This is a genomic window from Aliiroseovarius zhejiangensis (assembly GCF_014656375.1).
Taxonomy (GTDB): Bacteria; Pseudomonadota; Alphaproteobacteria; order Rhodobacterales; family Rhodobacteraceae; genus Aliiroseovarius; species Aliiroseovarius zhejiangensis.
The window spans coordinates 138,072-164,549 of the sequence record NZ_BNCH01000007.1; the positions used below are offsets into that span (position 1 = coordinate 138,072).

Annotated in this window: 26 protein-coding genes and 1 riboswitch; of the genes, 14 read left to right on the plus strand and 12 right to left on the minus strand. The window is 56.5% G+C overall.

The window, feature by feature from the left end:
- Positions 1-22 precede the first annotated feature (22 nt).
- Entirely contained in the window at positions 23-1,381 is a 1,359-nt protein-coding gene (locus IE188_RS14340) for a hypothetical protein (protein WP_191287200.1), read from the plus strand.
- A gap of 29 nt (positions 1,382-1,410) precedes the next feature.
- Here the strand turns inward: IE188_RS14340 and IE188_RS14345 are convergent, their stop codons facing one another.
- The 5 genes from IE188_RS14345 to IE188_RS14365 all read right to left on the minus strand — a co-directional run bounded on the left by IE188_RS14345 (position 1,411) and on the right by IE188_RS14365 (position 5,295).
- Complete coding sequence (locus IE188_RS14345; RefSeq protein WP_191287201.1) at positions 1,411-1,716, minus strand: hypothetical protein; 306 nt, start codon at positions 1,714-1,716, stop codon at positions 1,411-1,413.
- 132 nt (positions 1,717-1,848) lie between these two features.
- On the minus strand, positions 1,849-2,649 hold the full coding sequence (locus tag IE188_RS14350; protein ID WP_229836853.1) for an ABC transporter ATP-binding protein: 801 nt from the start codon (positions 2,647-2,649) through the stop codon (positions 1,849-1,851).
- The gene (locus IE188_RS14355; protein WP_191287202.1) at positions 2,639-3,646 is read right to left on the minus strand and encodes a FecCD family ABC transporter permease; all 1,008 of its coding nucleotides are present in this window, start codon (positions 3,644-3,646) and stop codon (positions 2,639-2,641) included. Before IE188_RS14355 ends, IE188_RS14350 begins: the two co-directional genes overlap by 11 nt.
- Position 3,647: 1 nt before the next feature.
- Positions 3,648-4,589, minus strand: coding sequence for an ABC transporter substrate-binding protein (locus IE188_RS14360; protein ID WP_191287203.1), 942 nt, complete (start codon positions 4,587-4,589; stop codon positions 3,648-3,650).
- On the minus strand, positions 4,576-5,295 hold the full coding sequence (locus IE188_RS14365) for a (2Fe-2S) ferredoxin domain-containing protein (protein WP_191287204.1): 720 nt from the start codon (positions 5,293-5,295) through the stop codon (positions 4,576-4,578). Before IE188_RS14365 ends, IE188_RS14360 begins: the two co-directional genes overlap by 14 nt.
- An 87-nt stretch (positions 5,296-5,382) precedes the next feature.
- Positions 5,383-5,596, minus strand: a riboswitch (cobalamin riboswitch).
- 312 nt (positions 5,597-5,908) lie between these two features.
- Between IE188_RS14365 and IE188_RS14370 the strand changes: the two genes are divergently transcribed.
- Entirely contained in the window at positions 5,909-7,108 is a 1,200-nt protein-coding gene (locus IE188_RS14370) for a PDDEXK-like family protein (RefSeq protein ID WP_191287205.1), read from the plus strand.
- Complete coding sequence (locus IE188_RS14375; RefSeq protein WP_191287206.1) at positions 7,105-7,674, plus strand: hypothetical protein; 570 nt, start codon at positions 7,105-7,107, stop codon at positions 7,672-7,674. Before IE188_RS14370 ends, IE188_RS14375 begins: the two co-directional genes overlap by 4 nt.
- Positions 7,675-7,964: 290 nt before the next feature.
- Here the strand turns inward: IE188_RS14375 and IE188_RS14380 are convergent, their stop codons facing one another.
- Positions 7,965-8,639, minus strand: coding sequence for a helix-turn-helix domain-containing protein (locus IE188_RS14380; RefSeq protein ID WP_191287207.1), 675 nt, complete (start codon positions 8,637-8,639; stop codon positions 7,965-7,967).
- A 198-nt stretch (positions 8,640-8,837) separates the two neighbouring features.
- Between IE188_RS14380 and IE188_RS14385 the strand changes: the two genes are divergently transcribed.
- The 6 genes from IE188_RS14385 to IE188_RS14410 all read left to right on the plus strand — a co-directional run bounded on the left by IE188_RS14385 (position 8,838) and on the right by IE188_RS14410 (position 15,120).
- Positions 8,838-9,065, plus strand: a complete 228-nt coding sequence (locus IE188_RS14385) for a helix-turn-helix domain-containing protein (RefSeq protein ID WP_191287208.1) — start codon at positions 8,838-8,840, stop codon at positions 9,063-9,065.
- Between the two features lie 186 nt (positions 9,066-9,251).
- Positions 9,252-9,965: a hypothetical protein gene (locus tag IE188_RS14390; RefSeq protein ID WP_191287209.1), complete on the plus strand. Its 714-nt coding sequence runs from the start codon at positions 9,252-9,254 to the stop codon at positions 9,963-9,965.
- The gene (locus IE188_RS14395) at positions 9,962-12,130 is read left to right on the plus strand and encodes a Mu transposase C-terminal domain-containing protein (protein WP_191287210.1); all 2,169 of its coding nucleotides are present in this window, start codon (positions 9,962-9,964) and stop codon (positions 12,128-12,130) included. The genes IE188_RS14390 and IE188_RS14395 overlap by 4 nt, the downstream gene beginning before the upstream one ends.
- Positions 12,117-13,091: a TniB family NTP-binding protein gene (locus tag IE188_RS14400; protein ID WP_191287211.1), complete on the plus strand. Its 975-nt coding sequence runs from the start codon at positions 12,117-12,119 to the stop codon at positions 13,089-13,091. Before IE188_RS14395 ends, IE188_RS14400 begins: the two co-directional genes overlap by 14 nt.
- Entirely contained in the window at positions 13,088-14,926 is a 1,839-nt protein-coding gene (locus IE188_RS14405; RefSeq protein WP_191287212.1) for a TniQ family protein, read from the plus strand. The genes IE188_RS14400 and IE188_RS14405 overlap by 4 nt, the downstream gene beginning before the upstream one ends.
- Positions 14,923-15,120 (plus strand): hypothetical protein, encoded by a 198-nt coding sequence (locus tag IE188_RS14410; protein WP_191287213.1) that lies wholly within the window; start codon positions 14,923-14,925, stop codon positions 15,118-15,120. Before IE188_RS14405 ends, IE188_RS14410 begins: the two co-directional genes overlap by 4 nt.
- Positions 15,121-15,335: 215 nt before the next feature.
- Here IE188_RS14410 and IE188_RS14415 read toward each other — a convergent pair whose 3' ends face one another.
- Positions 15,336-16,565, minus strand: a complete 1,230-nt coding sequence (locus IE188_RS14415) for a hypothetical protein (RefSeq protein WP_191287214.1) — start codon at positions 16,563-16,565, stop codon at positions 15,336-15,338.
- 435 nt (positions 16,566-17,000) lie between these two features.
- Here IE188_RS14415 and IE188_RS14420 point away from each other — a divergent pair, with 435 nt between their 5' ends.
- From IE188_RS14420 to IE188_RS14430, 3 genes are all read left to right on the plus strand, one after another.
- Positions 17,001-17,339 (plus strand): hypothetical protein, encoded by a 339-nt coding sequence (locus tag IE188_RS14420; RefSeq protein ID WP_229836855.1) that lies wholly within the window; start codon positions 17,001-17,003, stop codon positions 17,337-17,339.
- Positions 17,336-17,788, plus strand: a complete 453-nt coding sequence (locus tag IE188_RS14425; RefSeq protein WP_191287215.1) for a hypothetical protein — start codon at positions 17,336-17,338, stop codon at positions 17,786-17,788. The genes IE188_RS14420 and IE188_RS14425 overlap by 4 nt, the downstream gene beginning before the upstream one ends.
- A 223-nt stretch (positions 17,789-18,011) precedes the next feature.
- A complete protein-coding gene (locus IE188_RS14430; protein WP_191287216.1) occupies positions 18,012-18,512 on the plus strand; it encodes a hypothetical protein in 501 nt (166 codons plus the stop codon).
- Positions 18,513-19,125: 613 nt separating this feature from the next.
- Here IE188_RS14430 and IE188_RS14435 read toward each other — a convergent pair.
- Positions 19,126-20,178 carry an alpha/beta hydrolase gene (locus IE188_RS14435; RefSeq protein ID WP_191287217.1) on the minus strand — a complete coding sequence of 351 codons (1,053 nt, stop codon included), beginning with the start codon at positions 20,176-20,178 and terminating at the stop codon, positions 19,126-19,128.
- Positions 20,179-20,605: 427 nt separating this feature from the next.
- Here IE188_RS14435 and IE188_RS14440 point away from each other — a divergent pair, with 427 nt between their 5' ends.
- On the plus strand, positions 20,606-21,076 hold the full coding sequence (locus tag IE188_RS14440) for a helix-turn-helix domain-containing protein (protein ID WP_191287218.1): 471 nt from the start codon (positions 20,606-20,608) through the stop codon (positions 21,074-21,076).
- Positions 21,077-21,394: 318 nt separating this feature from the next.
- Here the strand turns inward: IE188_RS14440 and IE188_RS14445 are convergent, their stop codons facing one another.
- Both IE188_RS14445 and IE188_RS14450 read right to left on the minus strand, forming a co-directional pair.
- Positions 21,395-22,000, minus strand: coding sequence for a hypothetical protein (locus tag IE188_RS14445; protein ID WP_191287219.1), 606 nt, complete (start codon positions 21,998-22,000; stop codon positions 21,395-21,397).
- 8 nt (positions 22,001-22,008) lie between these two features.
- Complete coding sequence (locus IE188_RS14450; RefSeq protein ID WP_229836857.1) at positions 22,009-22,632, minus strand: HupE/UreJ family protein; 624 nt, start codon at positions 22,630-22,632, stop codon at positions 22,009-22,011.
- Between the two features lie 148 nt (positions 22,633-22,780).
- On the opposite strand from IE188_RS14450, the gene IE188_RS14455 reads away from it, so the two are divergent.
- Complete coding sequence (locus IE188_RS14455) at positions 22,781-23,413, plus strand: tyrosine-type recombinase/integrase (RefSeq protein WP_191287220.1); 633 nt, start codon at positions 22,781-22,783, stop codon at positions 23,411-23,413.
- Between the two features lie 198 nt (positions 23,414-23,611).
- Here the strand turns inward: IE188_RS14455 and IE188_RS14460 are convergent, their stop codons facing one another.
- On the minus strand, positions 23,612-23,977 hold the full coding sequence (locus IE188_RS14460; RefSeq protein WP_191287221.1) for a cupin domain-containing protein: 366 nt from the start codon (positions 23,975-23,977) through the stop codon (positions 23,612-23,614).
- A 242-nt stretch (positions 23,978-24,219) separates the two neighbouring features.
- Positions 24,220-26,358 (minus strand): SIR2 family protein, encoded by a 2,139-nt coding sequence (locus IE188_RS14465; RefSeq protein WP_191287222.1) that lies wholly within the window; start codon positions 26,356-26,358, stop codon positions 24,220-24,222.
- Positions 26,359-26,478 lie beyond the last annotated feature (120 nt).

The following is a 26,478-nucleotide window of genomic DNA, read 5'->3' on the forward strand; positions in this document are numbered from 1 at the left end:
ATCAAGCCATAATCTCGGCATTATGTCAGTTCGAATTTGCCTCGTGTTGCGTTTTCTGTCCGTAATCCTGATTGTTTTTTCCGCTCCGGTCTCGGCACAGAATTGCTCTCTGCCTGATCAATATAACATCAACTGTAACTTCTCGGGAGTTTCCCCGGAGCAAGCAATTCAGGAGCTGGCTCAGGTGATAGCCACTGCCGAGGTAGATCAGGTGGTTCGGCAGTCGGCGCAACAGATGCTGCCATTTCTGAACGACGAAATGATTGCAGCCAACCCGAATGCAGCACTCCTTGCATTCGTTGCCCTTGGCAACAGCATTCGCGAAGACGACTACTGGGAGCGGGCACTCGCCATCGTGGTTGCAGGGCAGGCCGCTGCCCCTACCGACAACCGCGACTACCTTGAATTTGTGGCGCGATATATGCACAGCCAGCGCATGGCAGGTGCCTATGATCGGTCCGCGCAGGCCGCAAGGGCAACTTATGGTTCAACCGTACAGCCTTCCGGCGGCAGGCAACTCCCCGGATATGGCTCGCTTGATTTGCAGCGGCATGACGGGCACATCGCAAGTATTCAACTGATCGAAGCCTGGGAAGGCCGTTCACCCTTGGATAGCGAGTTGCTGATACTTCACGCGCTAGAAGGTGATCCTCAGGCGCAGTTTCTAATTGGTCAACACTTGGCTGAAAAAGGCACTCATCGGGGCCTGAATCTGTCGCGTGTCACGACACGGACCGGGCACTTCGTGAATGGTCCATTTGATGCGGATCGTGGCCTACAATTTTTGGAAGCGGCTTTTGCCGCGGGGGTGACAGAAGCGGGTCCCATCTTGGAAAGATACCGTGCCGAAGCCTCGCGCCTTGCCGAAGAAGAGCGCATTACCGCCGACGCTGCTGCTGCGGAACAGGCCGAGCGCGAAAGGATCGCCCAAGAAGCACGAGAGGCTCGGGAAGCGGAAGCTGCAGAGCAGGATCTCCTAAGCCTAGTTGGCGCGCCCGGGCCCTATAAAAAACGGGATACGCGCCTCGATAACCTTGTCGATGCTGCGGCGGACACCCTTGTGCGGGAGCTTTGCCAGCGGGCCGAAGTTTTGCCCTCGTCAGGCGGTTTTCTTATGACCGGAGGGCGCATCTATTATGCGAACAACTATTGCACGATGAAGTCCCCGACCGGGGCCAGCAGTTCATATTACGTGTCGCGCATCGACATACTCGGCTGCACCGGGCGCAGGTGCAACGTCAGAGTAACATTGAGCTGTGGGGCTCGCGGGCTGCTCATGGCGGCAGACTGCGCAGATTTCAACAGGGGCTACTCTCGCGATGGGACGGCATTGATGGCGGAAGACGGGATCGGGGTGGAGGCCTTCCGCATTGAACTTTAGGATCGCCCGTCTCTAAATCCGAGTTCAAGTCAGTCATGGGTGTCTTTTTCGGACCGCCTGCGTGGGTTGTTTAGCTGCTCGTCAAAAGTGGTCCCAAACGGCGAAGCCCGAAACTGTAAAATTACGGTCGCTTGTGTCAGCGGTTGCGACAAAAGCATCGGTAATGGACTATCTCTTGCCACAAACAACCTGTGGAACCCTGTTAAACTTTCTACATCTACGGCCGCCGCCTGGAAAGGCAGACCTTCGCGCATCTTGCGGCTCCGGGCACTGTGGGCTCTTTCGTTGAATCCGCCGCGCTGTGCGCGAACGGCAGCTTTATCAAAAACGCTCATGAGAGAGTGTCATTTCGCCCCGTCCCGCAAAGGACCCGCTCGTAGCCCTCGATCAGAATCGAAGGAACCGAAGCAATATCATATTGGGGGTCTGAGGGTCAGAGAGTGTCAATATATAGATGTCGCTTGACCTCAATTTCTTGTGGAAAAGCCACCACCCGTCCCTGACCAAACTGGCCCGACAAGGGACAGCGCAGCCCCCTGAAACTGCCCGTCTACTTGATAGTATTGCCTCAACGCATCACGGGTCAGCACCTGATCCGGGGGGCCTTGCTCGACGATCCGACCTTGGGTCATCAGGTAGACCTGATCGCAATAGCGTATCGCCAAAGACAGGTCATGCAGCGTCATCAATACGGTGCGGCCACGGCGTTTGACCTCGTCCAGCAGCACCAGCTGGTAATGCAGATCCAGATGGTTGGTGGGTTCATCCAGAATATAAATCTCGGGGTCGCAGGCCAGAAGCTGGGCGAAATAGCAGCGCTGCAATTCGCCACCGGACAGGTTTCCGGCGGGCTGCGTGGCCTTGTCTGCCAGCCCGACCAGTGCCAGTGCCGCATCACGTCTGTCGGTGTGTTCAGACCTGTCCAGTTGCAGAACAAACAGGCCGATTTCGACAATATCGCGCGGGGTCAGCCCGGCCAGAAGGCCCGAGCTTTGCACCAGCGCGCCCACCTTGGTGGCCCATTCACGGGGGCTGTGATCCTCGATCCGGCGACCAAAGGCGTGGATTGTACCGGCCTGGGCCGTCGTGGCGCGGTAAAGCGTGCGCAACAGCGTGGTTTTGCCTGCGCCATTAGGGCCAAGCAGCCCGTGGATTTCACCTTTTGGGACGGTCAGGGACGCCCCCTGAACATAAGGCGTGTTTCCAATGGCGACCGTCAGGTCCTGCAGCGTTAATGCGGCGTCAGAGGTGATAGGTTCAAACAGCACGGCGCAGCCCTCGTAAGATCAGGATGAACGGGGGGGCGGCCAGAAGGGCCAGCAACACCCCAAGCGGCAGTTCCTCCGGTGCCAGAAGCGTGCGGCACAGCAGGTCCACCGCGATCAGCACCAAGGCGCCAAGGGTCAGCGTCAGGGGCAGAAGCACCCGGTGGCGGGCGCCGGTCAAAAGCCGGGCCATATGCGGGATGATCAGGCCGATGAACCCGACAATGCCCGCAACCGACACCGCCAACCCGGTCAGGGTGACGGTGGCAAGGAAAACCCCCATGCGCAGCCGCCCGGTGCGCACCCCAAGCGCTTGCGCGCGTTCCTCGCCCAACAGCGTGGCATCCAGCGCATTGCTGTTGCGCATCGCCCAAATCATCGCGGCCAGAAGGGCGCAGGTGACCAGCGGCAATTCGCGCCACTCGGTATTGGCGGCGGTGCCCATCAACCAGCCAAGCGCGCTGCGCACGGCTTGCGGATCGCCGAGATACAGGAAAAAAGCCGTGAGCGATTGAAACATCAGCGACACGGCGACACCTGCCAGAATAACCACCAGCGGGTCCAGCGGCTGGCCGCGCCGCGTGGACAAGCCAAACGTCAGGACAAAGGCCAGCGCCGCGCCGAAAAAGGCAATTGCGGGCACGCCGAAACTGTCGGTGATCCAGTCGGGCAGCCACAGGATTGCGCCCACAGCAGCGGCAGAGGCGCCAGAGGACAGACCCATCAGATAAGGGTCTGCCATCGGGTTGCGCAGGGCCGTTTGCATCAACGCCCCCGCAAGGGCCAGCCCGGCCCCGATCACCCCCACCGCCAACACACGCGGAATACGCCATTGCCAGATGATCAGTGACAGGCCCCGTGGGGCATCATCACTGCGCATCAAGATGGCCGCACGGTCCGCCCAGCCGATTTCGGCAGTGCCCCAAAGGACACCGGCCAAAGCGGTCAGCAGCAATGCCGCAAGCGCGGCGGGGAAAAGGATCGGGACCCGAGCCGCCATGTTACTTCAGGGCCGCCAGCTGGGCGTTCACGTTCTCGACCCCATCGGCAAAACGCATCCCCAGCAGAGTTTCCGAGAACGGCACGGTGACGAACTTGCCGTCTTTCACGGCGGTCAGTTCGGACAGAACCGGATCGTTTTCCATGTATTCTCGTTTCTCGGCGGCGGTGGACCAGTCAGCTTCGATCAGAATAATCACATCGGGGTCTGCCGCCACAACGGTTTCCCAGGCCAGATCGACCCAGGTGCCGTCCACATCCGCGCTGATGCTGTTCAACCCGGCGGTCCTGGCAACAAGGGCCGGGCCACCGCAGCAGCCGACCGAATAGGGCGTGTCGGTGCCGCTGTCATAGATGAACGCGCTGCGGCCCGCCCCGGCCGGGTTGTCCTGAACCGCTTCGATGCGGGATTTGGTGTCGGCAATCAGGGCGTCGGCACGGTCTTCCACGTGGAAAATGTCACCGATCACTTCGATGTCCTTCAGGATCGGCGCAATGGTCAGCGGCACGTCTTTCGGGTGATAGGTCTTGCTGGACGCATCCACCAGATAGGTGCCCACCCCCAGATCATGCCATTTCTGCGCCGCGCCCAGATTGTCTTCGGAAAAGGCCGATCCAAAGCCTGCAAACAGGAAGTCGGGCTCTTTTGTCAACACCACCTCGGCCGCCGGGTATTTTTCCGCCAGCACCGGAACGCTGTCATACGCGTCTTTCCACGGCGCAGGGATTGCGTCGTCCAGATAGGCGGTGCCGATCATCTTGTCTTCCAGCCCCAGCGCCAGCATCACCTCGGTGGCCTGCTGGTTCAGGGTGATGGCGCGTGTGGGGGCCGTGTCATAGCTGTGGGCGGTGCCGCAATTGGCCACGGTGACCGGGTCGGCCATGGCGGCGGGGGTGGTCAGGATGAGAGGGATCAGGGGGATCAGCACTTTATGCAGGTTCATATTGGTCTCCTGTTTGATGGATAAGTAGGTGATGGGGGCGGGTGCCCTCGCGCAGGGCCTGAGAGACAAAGCAGCGGATGTCGGCCAGATCCGCCACGCGATACCAGTGGCCCTGCGGGTAATGCACAATCACGGGACCTGCATTGCAGGGAAAGAGACAGCCGGTCGTGGTCACAAGACATTGAGAGCGCACCCGTGCCCGGCCCAGTTCAACCTTCAGCGCATCCGCCAGACTGGGCGCGTCTTTCAGATGGCAGCGGGGGCCTGCACAGACCAGAAGGTGGTGGCGAAAGTCAGGGGGCGCATCCCAGCCCCTGCCGATCTCGCCTGCCGCCTTTGGGCGAATGCGGGTCAATGCAACCCGCGCGCGGGCGGCAGAGTGCACAACCCGGCTGTCGGCCTGTGGCACGGCGGCCATGAACAGATCCGGCGCTTTTGCGCCTTGCCGGTCCAGCCAGCTGCCCGCCGCGCCCGGCAGCCATTTTTCAAGACTTTGCGAGAAGGGCAGGCCGATGGGACGTAGCTCGATCCGGGTGGCCCCCTGCGCGTATAATGCGTCCAGCGCAGACCACATCCCATCGCCGGATGCGTCCAGCCGCACGGCGTGGGCGGGGCAGGGAGCGGCCCGCACCAGCGCTTCGGACAGGGTGCGAAACCTGGCATGGCTCACATAACTTGCGGAAATCAGGTATAGATAAGCGTCCATCTCTGCCCCTTGGTCGGAGGCAGGCAGCGGCAACGGGAAACCCCACTGATATCTGTCATCTTATCCTCCACGGGCCCTCCGCCCGGTTGGTTGCGGTCCAAGATGGCAGGTCTCCTGACTTCGCGGATCAAAGCGTGCTGTCCCTTCCCAGGCCCATGCCCAGTGGTCATGACAGGTTGCTCACCGCTTACAGTTGCGGGGGCAGTCACGGAATTGGCGCCTGTTGGCTCTTCCTCACCGTGTTCCCTTTTCATCCCGCGCGGCCTTTGGCACTGCGGGAACCATCGAAGCAAAACCTGTCGAAAAGCTCTAAGATTGTCAATCACTGAGTACCATTGCCAAATTCAGTTTCGGCCGGCCTCAGCAGTGTCAATGTCCTCCTACAGAGCTTCGCTACCGTTCGTGCAGGTCGCAGCATTTGGCGCTATGGGCTCAAAGAGGTCATGCGGCGGCACGGCGAGCTGGGACGCCGCCTTGGCCAGCGCCTCCGTCGCTTGCGGCCAAACCGGACTTTGGACAATTCGGTGATCACCGCGATGCAACGCGTGAGACCGGCCATTGACATAAAGGGGAATGGAAATTTAACTCGCCAGGTAAGTCAAGGAAGGTTCTTGTGAGCGCGCTAAGAAATTCAATTACATGGCTTGAAACCTCTCCTATGCAGCGAATGTCACTGGGATCACGAGAACTGTTTCACTCAGACTTCTTATCTTGGCTGTTCGAAGAGTATCCTCGCGCTCTGGCACATGTGTTTGATCTGACGGTCAAAGAATGCAAGGTCGCACGCGAAGAACAGAATATCGATCTTGTTGTTCGCGATGGTGAGACGCCTGTTCTTATCGTGGAAAATAAGGTTAAGAGCTACCCTGATTTTGCACAGCTCCAGCGCTACAGCACCAGATTCCCAGATGTGGACAAGAGGTATCTTCTGACGTTGGTGCCGCCGAGTTTCGCAATGCCAAAGGGCTGGAAAACTGTTCTGTACAAAGACTTGGCCGTGGGCCTGCAGCGCTGGTTCGAAGCCAGTCACGTCTCGAGTGAACATAGGCAATACGTCGTTGACTACATGACGTTGGTCGATCACCTCGCGACTGTGGCAGAAGAATGCTTTGATCCCGTGAAAATTCGGGAAAACAACTTTTGGTTCCAAGGCAACCGAATCCAATTTTTGGAAAAAGTTGGCTTTTCCCAAACGCTCCAAAAGTTTCAAGCGATGGCGTTCAGGGATTATCTGAAGCAGGCGGTTCCGGCAGAGGCAGCTTCCATTGCCTTCCCTGCCTTGATTTCAAATGATGATGCGGCTCCAGAAGAACATCACGTCAAAGTTTGGTCGGCGCTTTTCAACAATACGCCTTGCGTAACGCTAGAGCCTGTGTTGGCAGATCTGGGTTCGGAAGGATTGCGCTTTGAGATCCAAATCCAGGGACAACAGTACCGTCGCCTTGTTGCTGGACCGCCATTGCGGAATGTAGTGAGTCGTACTACGTCGCGAACGGAAAAGTCAGAGCTTACATGGGCATGTCTTGAAGCGTCCGGGGCGGATAGCTGGTTATTTGGTCGTGAGCGAACTCTTGCTCCAGATGGAAACAGATCTTTTATGCTTGATGAAGCGATGATGCGCTCAAAGATGCGCAGCGATTTGTGTTTCTACAAGCCGGATGTTGTATATCAATACATTGATATAGCGCACGAGAATGATCTCGGGGCGCTATCTCTGAAAACGCTACCGCTCCAGATATCTAGAGACATTGAACTGGCATTCGGACTCCTGCGACATACTGAAGCAACGAAGAACTCTTGGGGCCATTTGTGACCAATTCGAAAATCCAACAACAAGTTTCCACCCTGCTTGATAAGATCAATTCAGGAGCCATGACGGTTCAGCAGCTGCAGAATGCTTATGCAAATACTGAAAATCATGCCGATGTGACAGATGAACAGCACGAGGATTTGGTGGAGGCGATTACAACTCAGATGCGCAAAGCCTACCCTTCTGTTGCAAATAAGAAATTTGGCCCAATTAACCGAGATAGTCGGCAGAAATTGGAAGAGTATCTCGCAGATCTTCGTTCACGGTTCGACTTGTCCCAAAATGGCCATAAGACCAAGGTGAAAGTTGGGGGCGATGTCATTAAAGGCGAAACGCTTGTTAATGACTATATCTCTTACCGGAACCAAGAAACTAAGGTGATGTGCCACCTATTCTTTGCCCAAAAGGATCATGAGGCCCCAAGGCAGTTGCATGTTGTAATGAATGAGTTAAAGGCTTGGGGCCAGAACGACAGTGAGAGAATTTTCCCAGAGACGTCCTTTGATGAGGCCTGTGCTGCCTTCGAGGATTATTTGAAACGCGTTCTTCGTGGAGAACTCCCTGAGTAACGGTCCCCCTACGGCTTTCGCAACATTGGAGCAAGATTTCTTTCAGGTGCGTGCAAGAGCGTGCCCTTCCGTTGAGGCCCAGCTGTGGGTTGGGGGCATGCAACACTATTCGCGCAGTGCGACACCACACCCATGCTGCAAACAAGCGTTCCGGCCTCCGGGCAGGAAAAGTCACGTTAAGATCAAATCGATTGTTGAACGGCAGTTTTTACCTCCCTCGGATTTTCACTATGCACCTGCAGCGAAAGCCCGCTTTCCGCCCAAACTGCAAATCGTCGAGATCCGCCCTTTTACATGTTTGAAACAATGGTCCGCCTAACCGTCGCCCATGAAATCCCCATATGCTTCGCAATTCTGTTGATCGACCATTTTTCCGCACTGAGCTTGAGTATTAGGCTTTGATCATATTTTGGGTTGGAGTTTCGAGGTTTGATCTGGCGTCCTGTTGACTTGATCCATCTGGAGATCGTTTGGGGTAGAGGGCCGTGTTTAGAGCTTAGATCTCGTAGCGAACTGCCATTTTCCCATTCCTGCGAAATCTCTTCGACAACATCCTTTCCTGCAGATTTAAGCAGGGAAAGGGCCGTTTGCCGGGTAACCTCCAACCGACTTGCAAACACATCAATGGAGGCCAGTTTCTGATAGAGTTCCAGCAATTCGGGGGGCTCCATAGACGGAGAGGCTTTTGGTGGCTCGCCATAAATCAAGGTGCGAAGTCGCGCTGTACTACGTTGCTCAAACTTTCGCGTCTCGCGGTTTTTCGTCACGTCCTTCGGCTGTGAATTGCTTTCAACCGGGGCAAGTGTACGTCTTTTCTGACGTTGGGCCAGCTTTCGCGGAGAAGTTACCTCGAACGTTTCCTTAAGACGGAGTGGAGCAAGTTTGTCATAGGCGGCTTGAGCACGCCTAAGGTTGTCTTCTGCCTCAGACAACAGACGTTGTTCTTCTTCGGTAAGACGACACATGACCTGGCTCCATCTCGGGTGTGATCCTGCGATTCCCGGCTATCGCGATGTGCAGGGGCGGGAAAACTCCCTTCACTCTCAGTTTGATGCACTATTACTCCAGCAAGGTTGAGTAAATCACCCGCACAAACACGAATTTCTTGACCCTTCCACAACGGGAGAACAGATTTCCCGAAATCAAAACTGTTTGATGGGGCAATGCACGCGGATCTCGAAAAGCATGAACTGCTAAAGTTCCGACTGCGACAGAGGCAGCTTTCGTTTGCACAGATCGCACGTGCTCTTGGCATAACGCCGGGAAGTGTCACCGCTGTCAGCCAAGGGCACCGGCGGTCCCAACGAGTGGAAAGAGCTCTGGCGGAAGCTTTGGGAACGACACCCGAAGCGCTCTTTCCGGAACGCAGTTACGGGAGGAAAAAACAATGAGCCCATAAAAGCAAAGGCCTTGAAGGAAGCTAGCGACTTCCAACAAGGCCTGAGATGCAAAAGTTTGACCCCTTTGCACCTCCTTCATGACCCAAATTTCGAGACCCGTCAACCGCGCAGGGCGTTTCTGCGGGCGGGTATCGTTTGTCCCAACATCAAGGAGTGTCATCGGCGCCGGGTTCCCCGGTGGCTGATGCAAACATCATGACCAACTACTTTGACGACGATTTCTATCGTCCGCCGCGGCCGACCACGGCTGGGCTGATGTTCCCTGCGCGGTCCAAGTTGACCGTTCGTGGGTTCACCTTTGCCAAGCTGCCAGCAGAAGAACATTGGCGGCAGATCATCAGTGCCAGTCAGGGCGAACGCGAAACCTGCCTGCTGTGCCTTGCAATGCCGGATATCTGGAACCTGCATGATCAGCCGGAAACGGTCTCTTTTGTCGATCACGATGGAAAGCTGCGATCCCATCGTTTCGACTATCTGGCGGAATTCAGAAACGGCAGTCGGGTGGCCATCGCCGTCAAGCCGATGGAGCGCGCGGAGAAGCTCAATTTCCGGGCAACGCTTCGGGCAATCGAACGGGACTTGCCCCAAGGCTTTGCGGACAAGGTTGTTCTGGTCACAGAGCGACAACGCCACCGGGTCGAGGTCCAGAATGCCGAGCTTCTGAACTTCTTTCGCCGCTCGCCGGATGACGAGGCGGATCAGGTCGTTCTCGATCTGGGACGCAGGCTTGCCGGTGAAATGCCAATCCACCAGCTGATCGAGAAATCAGGCCTTGGCGCGCGCGCTTTCAGGGCCGTGTTCCGCGCGATCTATGCGGGCGTTTTCAACGCGGAAAAGCAGGAGCGGATCACACCAAACACAATCATTTCACCTCGAAAGGAAACCCCATGAACAAGATGAACATCCGGCTTGGTATCACGCCTTGCGACGCAGTTGTCGCGGGCGGCGATATCCACACCGTTGAAAAAGTGAACGACCTATTCGTGCAGATCCGAGCGTTGCACGGTCATGCAGAACCGCTTTCGCTGACGCATCAGGAGTTGTCCGAGCTTGTCGCGGGGGGCGGCTATGCAATCGAATACGGATACTTCGAAAGCCGTCAAGTTGCGCGGCGTGCGCGTGCCGGGCGATCGCTGCTGTCGCGGCTGTCGACCAAGTCGCAACTGGAAGCCTTCTGGAAAGAATGCTGGTGCGAAGCGATGCTTGAGGCGGAACAGGAAGGGAAATTCAACCGTTCCGCCGAACGATGGCCAGCGTTCTTACCCGAGCTGGAAGGACGGGTGACCGAGAAGCTCAAGCTGGGCTTGAAGCAAGCCAATCCGGGAGCCGCGTTTGATAGCGTGTCCCTGAGGCGATCACCGTGTCGCACATCGGCAATGGCGTGGTTGCGCGACTGGGAAGGCGTCAAGGATCCGATGGTCTTCGTCAAGAAATCGATCTTCAACGGGTCGAACGCAAAGCGCGTGAGCGCTGAGGTTGAGGCGATTATTCAGCGCAACCTTCAAGACTACCTGCACCCGAACCAAATTCTTCCCAGCCATGTTCTGGATGCCGTCAATGCGGAGGTCCGGGAGAAAAACCGGGTGCGTGCGCTGTCAGGCGATCCACCGCTTGGAGAGGTCTCGAAGAGCACGATCGAACGCCGGATCAATGAGTTGGACAGATTTGAAGTTCTCGCCGCGCGCAAGGGCGTTGCCTTTGCGAAGAACAAGCTTGGCGCGCATGGAAGCGGCGTGAAGGTTGAGGCGCCGCTGCACCGAGTGGAAATGGATGAATGGGAGATCGACCTGATGGCGATCCTCAAGTCGGCCAACATCGACATCACGTCGGGCAGCCTTCGCGATATCGAGACGGGTCGGTATTGGGTCTGCGTGGCCTTTGATACGGCAAGCCGCAGTATCCTGGGGCTGAAACTGTCGCGCAAACCATCGTCCGGTGAGGCCAAGGCCGTGCTGTGGATGGCCATGCGGGACAAGACTGACCTTGCCCGTCGGCTTGGGTGCAAAGCGGATTGGCGGCAACACGGCCATATCTATCATGTGACCGTCGATAATGGTCCGGCTTTTGTGAACGCTGAATTTAAGGCAGCACTGTCGGATCTGAGTATTGACTACTCGGTTCTTCCAGCAGGTGTTCCAAAGCTGCGGGGGCGCGTTGAGCGGGTCTTCCGTTCGGTGGCAACACAGCTCATGCCTTTGCTGACAGGACGGACACATTCAAATCCTCAGGAGCGGGGCGACTATCCATCGCAGGACTATGCCGTTCACACGGCGGAAAGCATTGTTGAGCTTTTGGTACGGTTTACCGTTGATCGGTATCACAACCGCAAACACCGAGCGCTTGATTGGGCGACACCGAACATTGTTTGGGAGCGCCTCAACGGGAAGTTCGGTTGGTCGCCTGCCCTCAACAATCACAAGCTGCGCCACATCCTCGGCGTCGCGCTAAGCCGTGAAACAGGCCGGCACGGTGTTTTGGTGGGGGGCGTGAACTATCATTCGGAACGGCTTGCCAAACATTTCCTGAAGTTCGGGCCTCAAACGGTCGATGTGCGGATTGATCCGGAAGACATGGGGCACATCTCGGTCTGGTTCGACGGGGGTGAAGACGCGGGCTGGGCGAGTTTGAAAGCCCAAATTCCCAATCTGGAAGGTGTGTCCTTCGCCGCTTGGGAACAGGTGATCTTTGATCTGCGCCAGACCAACCGCAATGCTGCTGGCTTGACCCAAGGCATTGTTGATCGCGCGATCAAACGCATCAAGGAGATCGACGCCGAGCAACGTGCCATGCGGCAACTGGGGCCTGTTGCCCTGACCACCGATCAAATCAAACGCGCCGAGCGGGAAACCTTCTGGGGGCTGTCTTTGGGGCTCGATCCCGAACGTCAGGTGACGACAGAGGATGAGAGCGAAGGCACTTTGGGCGGCTTGCTTTCCGAGGAAATCAAGCATGACCCGGCGTCCCAGCCAGAAGACCAGCCGCTTCAGCGCGACGAGGAGGCGCCCGAAGAATTCTGGAAGTTCAGCGACGAGGAGGAGGGTGATGACGATGCGTGACCCCAAGATCCGGCAGATCATCCAGAATGTCCGCGCCGCTTATGCGCCAACGCCGGCCTACAAAAAGCTCGAAGAACATTTTCAGTCCCTGCTTGAACAACGGCGCGCCGATATGGCGGACGGTGTCAGAAGCAATGTGCGCGGTATCGTATTGGTCGGGCAGTCTGGCAGCGGGAAAACCACGGCCATTCGCGAGCTGGTTCGGCAAAACGCCCATCTGCTCGCGACCGATGCGGACAAGGAACACTGCGAGTTCATAAGCCTGCAGGTGCCAAGCCCCGCGACCATGAAATTCGTGGGCTCAGCAACGCTGCGCGCGCTTGGTTACCCCTTGTCCGGCGACAAGCAGGGCTCGGTGATCTGGGACCAGGTGAAGGTTCAGCTCAAGCTGCGGCGCACGCTCTTCTTGCATCTCGATGAGGCGCAGGACCTTGCACGCTATCAGACCGACAAGGAGCGACAATCCGTGGTCAACACGCTGAAATCCCTGATGGAGAACTCGCATTGGCCGACCGGGGTGATCCTGACCGGGATGCCGGACCTGAAGCGGATCGTGAACCAGGATCCCCAGCTGGCGCGCAGGCTTTTCCCGGTTGAGATTGACCGTCTGCACGCAGTCAAACATGTCGCGCCGGTCCTCGATCTTATAAAGAACTATGCGCGACGGGGCCAAATAAAGGTCTCCGACGGTTTGCTGACCGAGCAATTCGCGCAGCGCCTGATGCATGCTGCGGATTACGAGTTCGGCCTGATGGTCGAGATCGCTGTTCAGGCAGTGGCCAAGGCATTGCTGCAGGGCGGTGTGGGGGCAACGCTCGCGCACAGGTGTTTTGCCGATGTGTACCATGATCGAAGCGCTGCGGTGGATGCGCTGAACCCGTTCCTGGCGGCGGATTTCGTTCGGATCAATCCGCGAAGCATCTTTGATCGCCGCTATGATGATGACGAGGACCCGCAATGAACGCGCCCCTTGTCCTGGCGCTCCCCCTCATCGAGGGGGAGACGCCCTATGGCTATGTCAGCCGCAATGCGCAACGCCATCACACCACGCCTCGGGATTTCTGCACAGATATGGGGATGCGCTGGCCATTCTTGTGCTCGGCGCATCCCGATCAACTCGAACGGCTGTCCTGGATCACGGGGGCGCCCCTGGAAACTCTGACCCGCTGGTCGGCCCCGAAATCCGACATCGGCCGCTACCGCGTGGGGCAGGCCTTCTCGACCACGGGCGCGTTTCGCCGGACCGCGACCCGCCTGTGCCCGCGCTGCGTCGTATCTGCGCTTGAGGCGCGCGGCCCGGCCGGGGTGGTTCAGATGCTGGAATGGTCGGTGCTGGCGCTCTATCGCTGCCCCAGGCATGGATGCGCGCTCATCACCTTGCCGCCTGCGAAAAACTCACATGCGACCTATGATTTCGCGGGGCAGGTGCTGCGGCACGCGGAACTGCTGCGCCGTGCGCGTTGCCGTGCGACGCCGATTGCCGGGACCCGCTATGAGGCCTATGTCAGGCGGCGTATCTGGGAGGGGCCGCAAGACGATTGGCTTCGCACCTGGGATCTGACCCACATCCATCGCGCCAGTTTCACTCTGGGCGCGGCGCTCAACACGGAAGTATCCGCCTCTTTGCTACACATGCCTGCGGCGGAGCAGAGTGCATTGTGCGATACGGGGTTCGCGGCTCTTTCCGGGGGCCCCGATGCCTATCGCAGCGCGTTGGAAAAACTGCGCGCGCAGAGCCGATTTGAGCGGCCCTATTACAGCGCGGATATGGGCCCTTTCTATCATTGGCTGCGCGAGGCCTATGCCGACGCGGCACTGCATGAGCTGACAGATGTCACGCGCCAGCATGTCTTTGCGACCTATCCGACGCCGATGGACAAGGAGGTGTTCGGGAAGAAGCCGGACAAGGAGATCTGGCTCACGATGGAGGATGCGCGCAAACGCTCGGGCTTTGGCGCGGTGTTTCTCAAGCGCCTGCTTGGCCATATGCAAGGCGTGCCGGAAGGCGAGGCGCTCAAGCGGACGGATGTGCATGTGGACGAGGTTGCGCAGGCCAGGGCCTATTGGAACTCGCTCATCAATCTCAAGGACGCGGCCGGGCTGTTGGGGATCCTTCCCCAACAGGTCAAAGCCCTGCAGAACCGCGATGTGTTGTCGACGGTCAGGATCACGTCGTCCCTGCGCTACTTGCTGCGCGACGAGGTGAAGGCGCTGCTGGCCCAACTCGACGCCTTGCCGGAATGGCTGCCCGGAAAATCTGTGATGCCACTCAAGGCGTTTTGCCGGACCAAGGGGGTGCCTTTGGCGCAGGTGATTGATCTGTGGGCCCAAGGCGATCTGGACGGAAAACTGTGTCGCGGCGACGGGGCGGGGCTGCAAGCGATGGAGGTGGATTGGGACGCGCTATGCGGCAAAAGCCTTCTCCAACTCGACCGCGACCTGATGCTGCCGGAAACGGCCAGCTATCTCAAGATCGGCTTGGGATCGATCCGCCATCTGCGAGATCACGGGTACCTGTGCCAGGTCCAGCGGCGCAACCCCGACACCAATCACCGAAAGAGCTACATCTCCCGGGCCAGCATCGCAGGGTTCGAGGCGACCTATGTCACCTTGGGCCAATTGGCGGCCCTCGGGAATATTGCCCCGATCCACCTGGCCCGCCGCTTGGACCGGGAGCTTGTCCGGCCGCTGTCTTGCGGCGGCAAGCTTGTGCGGGTGTATAAGCGCGGCGACGTCTTGCCCGGCGAACAGGGGCCGCAAATGCAACATCATCACAAGGAGCGAGAAGACGCATGAGACAGAAAATGAGGGATGATCACCTTGCCAGGGATATATCGGCGCAACTGAAACTGATCTCTGATGCCTATGCGACGGGCGCGGCGTCCGAGATCGACCAGGCACTTGTCCGCGTGGTGGAGATCAGGCGGATGGAGAAGACCGGATTGCAGGATCTGCTGGAGGATTGTTCGGCGCCGGATGATGCGGAGTGATGCAACCAGAGGGCGGTTCACATAACACCCCTTCCGCGACGTTCACGCTTCGTTACGATGCGGTCGATCATCCGGTGGTTGCGACAAACTGCCATTCGAGACGCGCCTCGGCGAAGACCGCAATGCGGGACAAAGCGACCGTCGGCTTCGTCGAGGCCAACGGCGGAAAAACAACGATTCTTCGGGTTCCACTTCATGAATGCGATTAGGCACTGTCATCGGCACGCAGATGCATATCCGGCAACCTGGTCTTTGAGTAAGAAATATCCATTCGTCGCAGCGATCAGCAGCTCTGCCCGATCGGTCAGGTATACTGAGTTGTTCGAAAAAAAATACTTGGGGACATCGACCTGTGCACCCCAAATACCAAGCTCTTCTCCGGAGGTCCTGTCGAACGCCCTCATTGTACCATTGCCGATAGCAACGTAGGCATCCGATGCGGGGAGATACACCGCAACAAATCGAGAACGCTTGATCTTTGTTTGACCGGGACCGGGTACCGATAGTTCGTGCCTACCACCAACGCCCTTGAAATTCGCGAGCTGGTCTGGGTTCACTCCGGATAAGCCCTTGTCGGAAAACGCATCAAAGTCGTTTAGGACATTCCGGCGTTCCTGTCCCTTCGCAGGAACCCAGATCCCGCCCTCCAGTTCGAGCCGCACCAGAAAACGCCCCCTGAAAGGGCCATACGCTTCCTCCATGTCAATCAGTATTCGATACGGATCAGAAAGCAGGATCGCATCGTTGATAAAAACCCAATCCTTCGGTTCGAATGTTCCAAGATCATGGATGTTTCGGCTGGCGTCGATCAAATAAACTTTGTTTTCAACCTCAGTACCGAGCAATGTCATATTGATCTCGGGAAAATCAATGACTTTGGTGACCCATTCATCAATACCTTCGACATGGCTTATCGCGTCATCCTGAAGCGTATAGACATCGGCACCGGGTGGAATCTTGGAGCCACCGCGGGTAACCAGAAGCGCGTTCATGGGGGTTGACCAGCCCACCGTTCGAACCGCCGCTTCGTTTGGAAATTCCTGGATGAGCATTCGGGCGAACTCTCCCGTCGTCGGGTTTTGTCGCCAAAATTCCCGTTCCCCGAGGAAGCCAAACACTCCTATGCGTTCGCCGTTTCTTGTTTCGTGAATATCGTCCACTTCCGTGATTTTTGGGTGATCTCCCTCCAAAGGCACGAATATGTTGCCACGAACGAACCCGATTATTGTGTTTTTCACTATCGAATCGCCAAGGGAGACAATGGTGTTGTCTGCGACTTCAGATATCGCAACATTATGAATTTTGAACGGGGCGGTTGGTTGCTCGGCCTGGAACACGAGTGGTTCGACGCAAAGGTGCCGGTCACTCTGATCGGCCCATACTGGTGAGTGCGCAATAGCCACGATAAGTGCGAAAAAACTTAGACGCATAAAATTGCCTTCCAATATCTAATTCCCTTTTTTGAAGATACTGTGCTCAAGCACCTGTTAGCAACGCGTCAGTACCTTCGCCGATCAACACGATCTGCGGACATTCGCACGTACTGCAGCATCCGGTAGAAAGGGCTCTTTTGACACCTTCGCTGCGATCTGAACGAACGGCTGTTACCAGCCATTCGCGGCTCGATGAGCGAATGTCCCCTTCCAGAGGAAATCCATAGGGTGTCATTTCGCCCTAGCCTGCAAATGACCCCAGATAGCTGAGGGGTGCGCGCTCGTAAATTCGGTTCGTGTCATCACTGGTTTTGCCATGTGTCTGTCAATATTCTGCCGCCTTCACTGGTTAGCAAACGAATGTAGCGTTTTTCCGGCTGAGGGGGAGGGTCGACTCCCGCTAGGGTCGAGTAAAACATCATACGGAATATTTTGAGGGAGAGCGAATTGAACGGATCATCATTTATCATACCAATAGCATTTGCGTGCCTTTCCGTCCCGGCGCATGCGCAGGTTATTCCTCGTTACAATGTCGAAGTTTACTGCCAGCAGGTCGCAGACGTAAGCGGCGGGTCCACCATGATCTTCAATGGCTGCATGGACATGGAACAACAAGCCTACAACGCCCTGAACCCAGAGTGGGTACAACTGACCGGAAACTCTCGTAACTACTGCGCCGAAGTAGCAAAAGTTAGCGGTGGTTCATACAGCATCCTGAAAGGCTGCATTGACATGGAAACCAATGCGGCCAATGCAACACGTTCTTTCGAATTCCGAGCATCATGAAACTACACCTCACAATTCTCGCCAGTGCCTTCGGCGCTATTCTTTCAATCCCGGCCCATGCCGATTTCATTGACACGCGTTGGTCGGTCGTCGGCTTCACCGGCGAAGCATGGTTCATCAACAAGCAAAGCGTCATTGACCAGTCGCAGACATTCAATCGTGGCTATGCGAAAGGCGTGTTCTACAATTGCGAATACGCTGGGCAGTCTTCGACATATACCCGGTATGAGAACGACGCTTTTTTCACCAATCCTGAGTTTGAGCTGTTCCTGCCGTTGCGCGAGGAAATGACTATGAGCAGCGAAGCTCTATTTGTGCATCGGATCACTTGCGAAGGTAACGGCAATCCGGCCCAGCGGCGCGCGATGTATCCATTTGTCACGAACGAAGCGCGAAAATCCGCGTGGTATCTTTTCGAAGGTGGGGTGTTCTCGCTCTTCAATCCGTGATCCAAGAATGCCGTGGAAGAGACTGCGTTTCTGACGGGGTTGGGTATCGTTGTCGGCCTGACTATTGCGGGCATGATCTTTGCTACCATCACGCCGCAGATCTGCGTTTGGTTTGGTCTGGCCTTCCTTTTGGTGCCACTGGTCGCGGTGTTAAAGCCTCCGAGGCTGCTGCCGCTCCTTTGTAATTTATTGTGAATCTGATTAGAATCTGGAGCGCATAGAATTGGACGACATAGACTGGAATGATCGCGCATTTTACGATGATGGCGAATGGGTGACGTGGACTGAAATTGATGAGCAACTGCGCTATAAAGAATGGGGTGCGAAGTACCCCAACGCCATCCGTTCTATGATCCCCTACTTCGAAAATCTGATTTCACTTGCGGAGAGCTATCACTACGAAACCGGCCTGCATCTTTCCGTCTACGGAGACATCGGCGAACTGTTTGGCGCAATTACCCACGGGATCAGACTGAATAAGACCTACGCGCAAGGATCAGATGGTAGGCTCGGAAACGACCATGTTGAGGTGAAGACTATCACGCCGTTCAAAAGCAAAGACGTTGTGGTGGTCGATACATCGGGAAACTTCAACAAATTGCTCGTCGTCAAGATCAATGAACATTTTCAGGTCTCAGGGAGAATGATCGAACGAAAGGAGCTTCCAAAACGTTCGGGAAGATACTTGAAGGTAAAGTGGAGTGACCTTCCGAGTCCAACTTAATGGAATTGGGTCAGAAATGCTTGACGTTTGGGTCAGAATTGAATGACGTGATTTTCCTAATTCCTGAAGTTTTGGCTGCCAAAAGAGTCAAAGGTTCGTGACGTTCCACACCAATTGTAGAACGTCAGACGAATTTGACCTTTGCGTCATAAACTGACCCAATTCCCTTATTTGCCCATGTGGCCTGTTGCGTCGATCTGACTTCCTTTTGGAAAATCAGGGCTGATTTGCAGGTCAGACGGCGAAGCCGCCTGTTCCTGCCAATCTGCCACGTGGCGAACGCGGGAGGGGGCGAGGCAATGCTATTCGACAGGGATGGCGCGGCCCGCAGCGCAGCGAGGACACGGCCCTGTCTAATCGCATTGCCCGAGGGGGAGGGCCGCGCCCTCACCCTGACGGCCAGGGGCGTTTGGCTTGTCCAAATCCCGCTGGCTCACGAAACGAAAGCGGCGGAGCCGACAGCCGCGCGAAAACTTACGAGGACGGCCCTTAGCGGCCGTTGATAAACCCTCGGCCATGCTGCATCCGCAGCCCGCTTAGCGGGACAAAGTGAGCTTTCGCTGCGCGGGCGCCAATGGCCGCTTTCCTGTCGTCAACCCCATCTTCTCACCGTCTATACAACGGTCACATCCTGCAGGCCGTGCAGGGGCGCGCCCTCAGGAAGTTGACTGTCAATTGCTTGCCTGATCCTCATTAGTGCGGCCCGTGATGATGCCGTCATGCTGTCGTAGGCCTGAAAATCATGCGGCATGTCGGGCCATAGATCGAGCCTCACCTCGGCTCCTTTCGCTTTCTGCTCGCGCGCGAAGTCGATGATCATATCACGCAAAACTTCCCGCCCTCCCGCTTGCAAATAGAGTGGCGCAAGTCCGCTGTAATCGTACGAGATCGGAGACAAGGCACCCCGCCCATACGACTGATCGGGATCAAGCCAGCGGCCGAATTGGAGCGCCATCCAACCTTGAACCAGATCCGTAGGATCGTTGTCGTGTAGGCTCGCGCCGCGCTCCCCTATATCGGTCCATGGACAAAGCCCGATACAAAGCGCGGGCTGGGGCTTTCCTTGTGCCTTAAGCGACTGAATCAGCATCAACGCCATATGCCCTCCTGCGCTGTCGCCAATCACGACGATCTTTTCCGCAGGCACCTGCGCAGCAACGTGGTCCCACGCAGCCATGGCATCTTCGGCCTGTGCGGGATGGGGGTGCTCTGGTGTCAAGCGGTAGTCAGGTGCGAACAACCTCGCAGCAGTATGATGCGCCAGCATTTGAGCGAAACGTCCACTGACCCCGCCGTGGAAAGCATACCCACCTCCATGAAAATAGAGCAGGACCGCGTCGCTATCGCGGCATTTTGGATTATGCCAACGCCCATTGAACCCCTGCGCATTCGATGTTGAAACTGCATAAATATCGTCCGTCTGCAGTTGCACGCTGTCGAACAGCTTGCGCCCCTTCTTGATATCTGAGTGGCGCATAGCCTCGGTAAACTGGTGGCGGACAAACCGGATTCCGGTTTCCATGTTGGCGTCCCAGTCCTTGGCTATGCGGCGACCGAAAGTATGCCGGAACGACGTTAGAATTGCGATCTGACTGAGCTTCGCAAGACTGCGTAGCCGTAGCGACAGCGGGCCTGAACAGACTATTTTACCCATGTTGATATCCATTTTTCCTGTTTCGGCCTTTATTGTCTCAACAGGGGTCGAAAATATAGAATGATTGCGTCACATGGAGTTTTTGATGCCGCCGATCGCAAAACTGTTCCTGCCACCGCCTGACCTGGCGGGCTGCCTCATGGCCGGTGTTTATCGGGACACACGCGGGGCAAATCTGTCCAATGCCGACCGAATGAACCATTTTCCGGCGTCACCGCTTGTTGCGATCACGCTCGTTCAGCATGGGACGCTGCACCTGTTGCCATCAGGCACAAATTGGCGGTAGGCGGCACTGATACCGCCCCTTCGGGAAAAATCGGTTCTCCCTCCACAAGACGTTCCCATATCCAGTTGGGCGCAGGGTGATGTTGTCGCGTTGACCGTCGGTGTCTTTCCCGACGCGTGGCGCGCCCTTGGCGGTGAGGAGGCCTGTTCGACATTGCCGCCCGTTCTGGATGAGGCGTTCGAGGGCTTAGATTTCGCAGGCGATGCAGCCGAAGGCTGGGTCGCATTTTGCCAAAGGCTTCAGGCCGCATGGTCCACCGCGAGGCCGGATATCTGGCACCCTGCGGCACGCATTTCAGACTGGTCCACAGCGCTGACGACCCGTGCCGCGCTTTCAGGAGCTGGGCGCAGCCTGCGCAGCATCGAGCGCAAGATCAAACGCTTCTCCGGCCAAACGCAACGCAGTTTGGCTTTCTATTCAACCTTCGAACGGCTCCACGAGCTTTCAAGGCGCTCGGCGGAACAACCTCTGGCGGGAATTGCCGCTGACGCGGGGTATTCGGACCAGTCCCATATGGGGCGCGCCGTGCGCCGCGCGACGGGGTTCTCGCCGGCCCGGCTCAACAAAGCGATCGAGACCGAGGAGCCCTTTTGGTGCTATCGCCTCCTTGGTGAACGCTTTTGACGTCGAATGATTGCGGACGTTCGAACGTCGTGCAGCATCATGCTTTATGGGCTCTTCGCGGCTGTTAGATCGACCGCAGCATCTGGGCGCTCAATTCAACCTTGCTTCGTCACTCCCGGCCCTTTGCTGCCGTTGGCCAATGGGTCAGGATGCTGCGACGCGGCCCGTCGAACCGGCCGTTCGCTGCGGGTGCAAAATCGACTCCTACCGCGAATTGGTGGTGTGCGGGAGGAGCGGACGTTCGCTACGACGATTTTGCATGTCTCTGCCAGTGAGAAAACAGTCAGAGTGTTTCTGCTCTGTTCCAATTTGCAGATGTCAGCGCGACAAAGTGAATGCCAAGAACAGTATTAGGACTGCGGCGATCCAAGACGCGGCGACCCGCCAAAGGATGCGCAACCAAGCGTCGTCACGCCACTCCAGCACCACCCGGGGAAGCCCCGCCGCGACCGCAACCACCAGATTGGCTGCGAACAGGATGCCAAGGTGGATCGCCAAGGACAGCTCGAAAAGCCCGTGTCCCTCAAGCGAGGCGGCGACTGCCAGCGCGCCCGTTGCACCCGCCGCAAGCCGAACCTCGCCCGCCGAAAGGGACGGTGATAGTGCGGCGAGGATTGCCACCAGCGCACCCGCGCCCATGAGAACCGTCACGATCCATGGCCCCGTCGCCGCAGCCAGACCGACCCCGACCAACTGGCCTAGGATCAGGGCAGGCCACGCGCGCGGGAACCCTTCTCTTTCCCAAAGCGACGCCAGAAGTCCAAGGGCCATCAGCGGTAAAAGTGTCGCAGGATAGGCAAAGACGACCAGTGTGCCCTCGATGAAGCGGTCATAGAACCCGCCCTCGGGCAGGAACGCATGCGCTTTGGCCGGACCCGCCAGCCAGATGGCCGCGAGCGCGACACCATTCCTTCGGGAGATCAACGGCGCGCTCAGGCGAAGCCGAACAAGAAAGCCGCGCCCACGAGCGCGATCAGGCCGCCGGTGCCGCGCACGGCAGCTCGACCAATCTCCATCCGCGTCAGGAAGCCGAAGGCGATCCCCGCGAGGTGCAAGAGACCTGTGCCAACCACGAAGCCGATGGCGTAGCCGTAGGCATTGAACTGTTGCGGGAGTTCGGTGCCGTGGGCGTGGCCGTGGAAGATCGCGAAGGCTCCTACGATCACCGCCGCGACCCAGATCGGCGCCCGCACCGCAAAGGCGATCAGCAGCCCCAGCACGACACCGGACAGCGCGATCCCGGTCTCGACTGCCGGCAGCGGAGCGCCAATGATTCCGAGGGCCCCGCCGAAGGCCATTACCAGAGGGAAGACCACCGGTAGCATCCAGATTGCTGGCTGGCCCAGGAAGGCGCCCCACAGCCCGACGGCGACCATCGCGACGACGTGGTCCCAGCCAAGGATTGGGTGCCAGAAACCAGAGGCAAACCCGGTGTTGATCCCCTCGCCGGTATGGGCGGCGGCGGCGGACGCCGTCAGAACGAACAGGAGCGTCAGAAACTGCGTGTGAAACCTGAACATTGGCAAAACCTCAGAAAGAAAGTTGTCGTGCTCCACCCTAGCCTTCAGTTTCGTCGGGTCAACATGTGACGTCCACTTGGGGCTTTCACCCGACCCTCTCCGCCCGCGCAAATGAACGTGATAAGCTCAGTTGCCAACGTCTGGTTGGCGCTGTGGTGGATCGTGGCGGATAGGAGGAACCATCATGACCATTGCAAACTTACCCGCCATTCGCGCTTGCCGCCCTGCCTGGAACAAGGGCCGAGTCGTCGGACAGAAACGTCCGCTGATGCCAAAGCATGTTTGGGCCATCCGCGTGCGTCTCGAAATCGCTGAGAACCATCGCGATCTGGCGCTGTTCAACCTGGCCATCGATAGCAAACTTCGCGGATGCGATTTGGTGAAGCTGAAGGTCGCTGACATCTATGCCTCAGGCCAGGTCAAGGAACGGGCCTCGATTATCCAAAGCAAAACCCAAAGACCGGTGCGCTTCGAGATCACCGAAGGCACGCGTAAATCGATCCTGCTATGGATGGAGGAGCCGCTGATGGTCGGCTCCGAATACCTTTGGCCGGGGCGCTTTCATGAACGCCTGCACATTTCGACCCGGCAATATGCGCGGCTGGTCCGCGAATGGGTCAAGTCCATTGGACTCGATCCGACATCATTTGGGACGCATTCGATGAGGCGAACCAAGGTTGCACATATCTACCGCAAAACCGGCAACCTGCGTGCGGTTCAGCTTTTGCTTGGCCATACGAAGATGGACAGCACTGTTCGATACCTTGGCGTCGAACTTGAAGACGCGTTAGCGATCTCAGAAGCCGTTGAAATATAACTACAAGGGCCGTCTTCGCGGACGGCCCAGACTTGCCGTGCAAGTCGGCCGCCAGCGCCGCACTGCGGCTTCACCGAACCGGACGTTCGTGCATCGCGCAGCATTTTCGGAAGGCGTAGGACGGCAGAGCGGACAAAGCGGCCCTGCGCAGGGCGAAGTTGAACGTCAGCTTTGCCATGCGCGCGAGTGCGGTCTCTGCTACTCGTACTGGACGATCACGGATAGAAAGTCTTCGTCGCTTGTTACCACGGTATGGTGACCCTTGCCGTGCTTGTCTTCCATATGCCAGACGTCGCCCGGTCCAATATCCCTGGTGTCTCCATCGCTCGCAGTCACACGTACCGAGCCAGAAAGACAAATGAGCTTTTGAGCGACAGGCGTAGGATGAATTGGTTCATCCCAGCCCTTCTTGAGCCTCAAGAACATGAACTGCGTGACGGCTTCTGGCTTTGAAATCTCGATTGCTTTCGCAGGCGGCGCGAACGTTTGCTCATCGAGTTCAACTTCGATGTCTGACCAATGGCTTTCACCTTGAGGATCCGAGTACAACTTTTTGAGTTTCACTTTGGTGCCCCTTCCACATGGCCAGCCAGCTACCGATAGCGGAGTTTGGGCCGCGATGCAGAAAAACGCAAGTCGGGCTCATTCCAGACTTCTACCGCATCGCAGTACTAGCGGCACACGTCACGATCGAGTGTGGCGCTTCCGGCCCATTGCCGACCTTAATGCCAAACGTAGCGGATGATCGCTTGCACTCCGAAGCGGACCCCTTGATAGTATTTTTGGCGACTTCTGCTTAGATGGACTCAGCCTAGCGCTGCAAGCAAAGCCACAGCCTCTTCAACCGCAGTTTTTGATCTATCGGTTTGAAATTCGGTTTTGATGCCGACATCCAATGCTTCAAGTGTCCCTACAATGCCCAAGCACTTGATGGAAAGGCGTTGACGTTCACCATCGGTGAGTTCTGCACCATTGTTGGCGCAAAACACTCTCATATCTTCCAGAACTCGGATTGCATGCACTCTGTGATCGGGTGCCGACAGCATATCATGTACCTTGTCGATAAGATCGAACAAAATTTCGGTGTCGCCCGGAAAACCATCTTCGCCTGCAGGAGCTTGAAGGATTAGCTTCAGATAGTTCGTATCTAGTTGATAAGTTAGGAAACCTTCGGTCGCTTCTGCTCGCAGATATGCGGTTTCTAGGTGGTTACGCGCCATGCCGTAATTGCCTATGTCCTGCATAAATATGCTGTACTGCAGCCAAAACAGCGGTTCATTATTGATGATGATGTTATCTCTCAGTTTTTCATAAAGATCAGTTATGGATTTCTGTGTATCTGGGGCGGCACGACCAAGCAGAGACGACACCTTCCCATACTGCAGAAGAGCACCAAGGGCCTTCCGGGCTTCCCGGCTTCTTTGGGAACTGAGGTGTGCACCATTTTTCTTGCGTTTGGCCGCCTCTATCGCCAACCGGTAAATGACGCTTACTATGCCACGCGAACCCACATATTCATTCAAGAAATACTCGCTAAAGACCGCGGAGTGCAATGCGAGCGCATCTGGTGACAAAGCGCCAAACTCAAGAGCTGCGACCTCGTTTTTCAAAAGAATATCATAGGGATCACCACCCGTTATCGCACGGATGAAATCAGTACCAACATGAATTGAGAATGCTCTCATCACACAGGCAGTCGCAATGATTTTCATCGCTTCCTGGTCGGCTAGTATGGGTCTGATCGCATTGCTCAAACGCTTCTTGATGTATGGGCTATTTAACAAATCTACGAGATGATCGCGCAACTCAGTCCGGCCTGTCCCCGATAGATCTAGTCCCTCTGACGGTATGCCTGAACGCGAGAGAAGTTCCCCGAAATCTTGTCGATCCTGCCTTTCAAGTGGATTCAGATCCAGCCTACCAATTGGACTTGGCAAGAAACTGTGCACCTCGCTTCGACGAACTTGATCAGTGCCGGTGTTAATTTCGACAATGAATGTAGCGTTCTCTCGCAACTGGGCAACTTCGTCGGACACCGCCACCACATCGTCATAGGTTCTAAAAAAAACAACAAGATCATTTACTTGAGAAAGAAATTCAATCTCTGACGGGGGGATGTCACTGTGACTTGTGTAGCGTACGCAACTCTTGCCATCGGCCGACAGTTCGAGGCTGAGCATATCGGCAAAGATGCTCTTGCCGTTGGCGGTTCGAGAATGAAGCAACAGCGTCTTAGAAACTGAAAGAGCCTCAACTGCCTCTGTCATCTTCGACCCTCGTGGCAGAGCGAACTCGGCCTTTGGATAGGTTGAGGACAAAGATTGAAAATTGTAGTTGCCCCTTGTCAGGAAGGTCTCAATCTCAACGGGAGTTGGCCGAGCAACAGCTTTGTTGTCTTTGTAAGGGTCGATCAGCCGGAAGGCATTGAGTTGATGAAAATCGCTGATTGGGTCACGAGTCTCGGCGTTGGCGCAAGCCTCGGCAAATCCATCTGTTGAGATTGTGTCAACTGAGCCGTACCCTTCTAGCCTATCGAGCAAGTAATCATTAACAGGGTCGCGCAAAATAAATCTAGTTTTCTGGGAAATTCGCGGGTCTTTAGTCAGATACTTGGCGACAGTAAAGTCATTTAGATTGTAACCTACAAAGAAAATCCATTCAGCGCCCTGAACATCTCTTTCGAACTGATCCCACCATGGGCTTTCCAAGGCCGCTTGCTCTGCATATGAGCGATGATCAAGTACAAGCTGTGAAAGAACATTTTTCTTGTCACAAGCATGAATGTACCCATGCAAATGCACCACGGTGTTTGAAGGAAACTTGCGAGGTCTGTCATCATCAATCGAAAATGATAGGCGCCGGCTTCCTGATCCGCTGTCCTTTTCAAAGAACTCGACAGCATCATCGTAATTTGTGGTGTAAATCCTTCTCCACCGCTTGCCCAAAATTGTCTTTTGGTCCTCATTCAACCCCGTGATGACAAAAAGATCATGCAGCAGTCCTGTAGCCGCAAAGCTAAAATGTCACCCATGAGCAATTCAGGAATGTCACTCTCCCGTCCGAAG